Origin of the sequence: Desulfovibrio sp. 1188_IL3213 (genome assembly GCF_036763145.1) — a bacterium.
GTDB lineage: Bacteria > Desulfobacterota > Desulfovibrionia > Desulfovibrionales > Desulfovibrionaceae > Desulfovibrio.
The window spans coordinates 1-4,887 of sequence record NZ_JBAIYR010000166.1; the positions used below are offsets into that span (position 1 = coordinate 1).

Genomic DNA, 4,887 nt, shown 5'->3' on the forward strand with positions numbered 1-4,887 from the left:
GCTGTGCTTGCCGCCGCCTTTCCCGCCTGCAAGGCTGCCCGCGCCAACCCGGCGGCGGCCCTTACTTCGCTGTAGCCGCACAAGAGGATGAATACATGCTTGAAGCCATTGATATAGTTAAATCATATAATGCGGGTGGCGTGTCTTCCCCGGTACTGCGCGGCGTGAACCTGCGTATTGAGCAGGGAGAGTTTGTGGCTGTCACAGGCCGTTCCGGTTCGGGCAAATCCACCCTGCTCAACGTGCTTTCCACCCTGACCGAACCTGACAGCGGCCAAGTGCTTTTTGAAGGGGCAGACCTGCGGGCCATGCGCGAAAAGCAACGCGACCATCTGCGCAACAGCGCCTTTGCCATGATTTTTCAGGCGCATCACCTTATGCCCTACCTCACGGTGATGGAAAACGTGCTGCTGCCCGGGGCCAACAGTTTTCGCGGCATACCGGAAGAAATGCGCCGCAGGGCGGCCGCGTGCCTTGAACGTGTGGGGCTGGAGCATAAAAAAGACAGCCTGCCCTCTGCCCTTTCCGGCGGCGAACAACAGCGCGTAGCCATTGCCCGTGGCCTTGCCGCCGCGCCCCGCGTTCTTTTTGCCGACGAACCTACCGGCAGCCTGGACATGGTCACGGGCGACGCCATCATGCAACTCTTGCAGGAATTGAACCGTGAGGGGCTGACCATAGTCATGGTTACCCATAACCCGGACTATGCGGCACTGGCCGGGCGCAGCGTCCACATGCTGGAAGGGAATATGGATCAGGCTCCTCGCAGACATATTGGCTGTTGACAGACGCGCCCCTGTGGGTAATGGAAGAACTAGTCTTTCACCATAGGGAGTTTTCATGAAGAAAGTTCTTGTTCTCTGTTGCCTGCTGCTTGGCCTGCCTCTGGCGGCCCAGGCCGACAACGAAAAAATCGCCCCCGATTCCTTTATTTGTGCCGAGCTTGTGACCATCCCCATGACGGACGGTGGGCAGCCGCCCATTTTTGAGTCATTGCAGATCGATGGCTACGTCAGTGCCGGGTTGGGCGACACCGTGGCGCACCCTGAAATTCTGGCTCCCATACTTACGGAAGTGTATGCCTACTGTCAGGCAAAACCCACCGACAAGGTGGCCGACGTATGGGCCAAGGCCCGCAAGGCGCAGCCCACGCCCGAAAAGGGAACCTGGCAGGCGGATAAGACCACCTGCAAGAATTACAATGACGACCCCGACAACGGCAGTGGCTTTGTCATCTGGCTGGATGGCTATAACAGGGGCAAAAACAAAACCCAGGCTTCCATTCTGGAAAATGACGAAACCCTCAAGGTATTCCTGGACGCCTGCGCCAAGCAGCCCGATGCGCTGATGCTGGACGTGCTGGCAAAAAGCGCCAAGTAGGGCGTTTTACCTTTGAGCATCTGATTTTTCAAAGTTTTCTGGCGTTCACTACAGCGCGTAACAGCGCACACGCCTTGCAGCCAATAGTCTGCCCGCGAGCCGCCGGAGCCGCTGCAAATCAAGCCTGCTCTGGCATTCGGCACGCCTGAAAACAGCAATAGAACATTTTAACTTTGAAAAAGTGTAAATGCTCTACCGCTGCACGAAAGTGCTGCACGCCACAATGTGGCGTGGATTCAGCCGAAAATCGCATTTTTCGACTGAATGAAAACCTTGAAATGTGAAACATTTCAAGGTTAATCTGCCCTAGTCCGCTTTCCTGAGGGAAAGCGGACTATTTTTATCTGTGCCGCCAAGCGGAAAGGTATGTCGGGCCGTCGCAATCTCATGCCGTGCCTTCAGCCAGAGCCCTCACGCATGCGAAACGCGCAGCCCTTGCCCGACCGTGTGTCAATATGGACGCGAATGGGCCTTGTGCTTCTGAAAATCCTTCAGATACTGCGCGGCCACGTCTTCCGAGGTGATGAACAGCACATTTTCCGCATTCTTTTTGTCCACGCCCTTGCGCAGGTTGTAACTGCCTGTCTGCACTGTTTTTCCGTCATATATCACGACTTTGTTGTGCATGGTTTTGTGGTTGCCGTCCATATAGACGGCGGCCCCGGCATCCTTGAGCTGCTGCGCCAGATAGGGATTTTTGTCCTTGCCGCCGCCCTTGGCGTCAAGCACGGCCTCCACCTTTACGCCGCGCCCGGCAGCCTTGCCCAGGGCTTTGGCTATGCGGGGCTCAGAAAAATAGTAAGACAGGATATGAATGGACTTTTCAGCCCTGTTGATGTGGTCGATGACCGCCTCCCGGATGCCGCCGTCCGGGGCAAAAAAGGCCCTGGCTTCTGTCTGCGCGGCCCGGACCGGACCTGCTGAGAACGCCAGAGCCAGAACAAGGGCAATCAGCGGCAGGATTGATGTTTTCAACTTCATGAGACCTCCTGAAACAAATATCCAAACAGTTTTTCAACACCAGAGGCCAGAGGAGCAGAGGACGCCAGGCAACCGTATATGCCGTCCAGTAGACCCGGCAGACAAGACCGCTTTGACGCATGCTTCTCTTGCCTTCCCTGTAATGAGGTAGAACAAAATCGGTGGCCTTTCAAACCGGCATACGAGATGCAGGCCCATGCTGCCAGCCCGCCAAAACGGAATCTGGCTGCGGCGCTGGGCAAGTCGCTACGGCAGCGCGGCACGGGAATGCACTATCCGTCAACAGGCGAGAGGTGCAGCGTCTCCGTGGCTACACGCTCCAGAAACATCTGATCATGTTCAACCAGTACCATGCTCGGCTGATATTCCAGGATCAGGTTTTCTATCTGCACCCGTGAAATCACATCGATATAGTTCAGCGGCTCATCCCAAAGATACAAATGTGCCTCTTCGCAAAGACTTGCTGCAAGAAGCGCTTTCTTTTTCTGACCGGCGCTGAACCCGCTCATATCTGTACTAAACTGGCTTCGTTCAAAACCGAAGCGGTGCAGCACCGCCCGGAACAGGCTTTCATCAATACCCCGTTTACGGGTGAAGTCTTTCAGGCTCCCGGCCAGAAAGGAGGCATCCTGCGGGACGCAGGAAATGCGCAAACCGCCGGGAAGGTACATGGTTCCCTGAAATTCCGTCAATTTCCGGGCCAAAAGCTTCAGCAACGTGGATTTTCCACTGCCGTTTCTACCGGACAGTGCCAGACGTTCTCCGCTCATGATGCTAAACGAAATCTTCCGCAGCACAGGCACATCGCCATAGCTGAAAGACAAGCCCCGGCACTCTGCAAGGCGCCTGCTGTGAAACGTCTGGGGCCGCATGGACAGCGGAGCATCATTCTCCAGGTTACGCAAAAGCTGTTTTTTTTCATCCGCAGCCTTACCGCGCCGGGATTCCACGGTTTTGGCCCGCTGCATCATCTTGGCCGCTTTGTGTCCAATAAACCCACGGTCCACCGGCCCATTGCCGAATTTGCCTTTTTCGGCCGCTCGCGACCAGTCGGCACTGCGCCTGGCACTTTCCTCCAGCCGTGCTATCTCTTTTTTGAGCCTGCTGTTGTTCGCCAGTTCCTGTTGATCCCGCCGTTCGCGATTAGTCTGCCACGAACTGAAGTTGCCGCGCTGTAGCTCTATTCCTGCACGGTTAATGGACAATACATGGTCAATGCAGCCGTCCAGAAGAACCCGGTCGTGCGAAACCAGGATAAAGCCTTTCTTGGCCTGCAAGTACGTTCCAACTATCCGGCGCGCCTTGATATCCAGATGACTGGTGGGCTCGTCAATAAGCAGAAAATTATTTCCTCGCAAAAACAGCGACGCCAGCAGAAGCTTGGTGGCTTCACCACCGCTTAGCGTCCGAAACGGCCGTGCAAGTGCTTCAAGAGAAAGCTCCAGCAGCGAGGCCTCTCGCTCCAGCCGCCACTTCTCCAGGCCGGCACAGATGTTTCGGGCCACATCCAGACCACTCTGCTCCGTATTTTTCACGGCAAAGGGAAAATAATCCATCTCCACCGGCGTATGAATAGAGCCGCGATGCGGGTATTCACCACACAGTAGCTTCAAAAACGTGGTTTTACCGCGTCCGTTTCTGCCGATCAGGCCAAGCTTCCAGCCCGTATCAAGCTGTAGTGATACGCTGTCAAAAACCTGCAATCCTCCGGGGTGGGCAAAATCAAGACTGGAAATACTGATCAAAGCCATACAGGAAACCTCCTGGGCGTCTGGCCTCCGTATTCACGAAGTGCGCATAAAAAAAGACTGCTGGAAATTTCCTTTCCGCAGTCTCCAAATGCACGTCTACATCCCATAAAGAATGGAGAACGCCAGAGGCAAAACCAGGTAAAGCGAAATTCCCGCATGCCGAAGAACCATCGGGGGCATCCATCCCCCGTGCTCTGCACGGCAAAACATCACAGCATGTTTTAGCGGGAATTCTTCATTTGGCCTGATCCTGTTGAGGTTTTAAAAAAGTGTTAGCAGCCGTTTATGTAGTGTCATTCACCGCTCGCGTCAAGCCGCCCCTGGGACTCGCCCACGAGTGGGCATTTTAACTGTGAAATGCATATTTCAAAATTATTACAAATATCATTTTTAGATCAACAGGGCTTCCGCAGTATGCATCGCGAGCCTTACGCCACATGGTAATTAAAAATTCTTTGGGGGATGCAGAAGGGCCGCCTCACAGGCGGCCCAATAAAAACACACGAGAACATTTGTAAGACAAACGGCTTTAGATATCCCTGTAGCGTCCGCCGTTGGCTGCGGAGCTGACAAGGTGCGCATAACGCCGCAGCACCGGATAGGGGCTGCGCTTTTCCATCACGGTGCGGGCCGCGCGGCGACGTTCAAGTTCGTCCTCAGCCACCATCAGGTCAAGCTTGCGGCCGGGAATGTCGACATGGATCATGTCGCCTTCGCGCACAAGGCCGATAATGCCGCCGTCCGCCGCTTCGGGCGAAATATGCCCGATGGCCGC

General features: G+C 55.1%; 4 protein-coding genes and 1 pseudogene. 2 read left to right on the top strand and 3 right to left on the bottom strand.

All coding sequences use genetic code 11. The features are described 5' to 3' along the window. Positions 1–95 precede the first annotated feature (95 nt). The gene (locus V6C16_RS07975) at positions 96–785 is read left to right on the top strand and encodes an ABC transporter ATP-binding protein (RefSeq protein WP_333534857.1); all 690 of its coding nucleotides are present in this window, start codon (positions 96–98) and stop codon (positions 783–785) included. A gap of 55 nt (positions 786–840) precedes the next feature. Further along, a complete protein-coding gene (locus V6C16_RS07980; RefSeq protein WP_333534856.1) occupies positions 841–1,380 on the top strand; it encodes an HdeA/HdeB family chaperone in 540 nt (179 codons plus the stop codon). Positions 1,381–1,830: 450 nt separating this feature from the next. Here V6C16_RS07980 and V6C16_RS07985 read toward each other — a convergent pair whose 3' ends face one another. From V6C16_RS07985 to V6C16_RS07995, 3 genes and pseudogenes are all read right to left on the bottom strand, one after another. Continuing rightward, the gene (locus tag V6C16_RS07985; RefSeq protein WP_333534855.1) at positions 1,831–2,361 is read right to left on the bottom strand and encodes a phospholipase D family nuclease; all 531 of its coding nucleotides are present in this window, start codon (positions 2,359–2,361) and stop codon (positions 1,831–1,833) included. A 272-nt stretch (positions 2,362–2,633) separates the two neighbouring features. Further along, positions 2,634–4,112, bottom strand: coding sequence for a ribosomal protection-like ABC-F family protein (gene abc-f, locus V6C16_RS07990; RefSeq protein ID WP_333534854.1), 1,479 nt, complete (start codon positions 4,110–4,112; stop codon positions 2,634–2,636). A gap of 529 nt (positions 4,113–4,641) precedes the next feature. Next, a pseudogene (locus V6C16_RS07995) lies at positions 4,642–4,887 on the bottom strand (dihydroxy-acid dehydratase domain-containing protein); the annotation flags it as partial.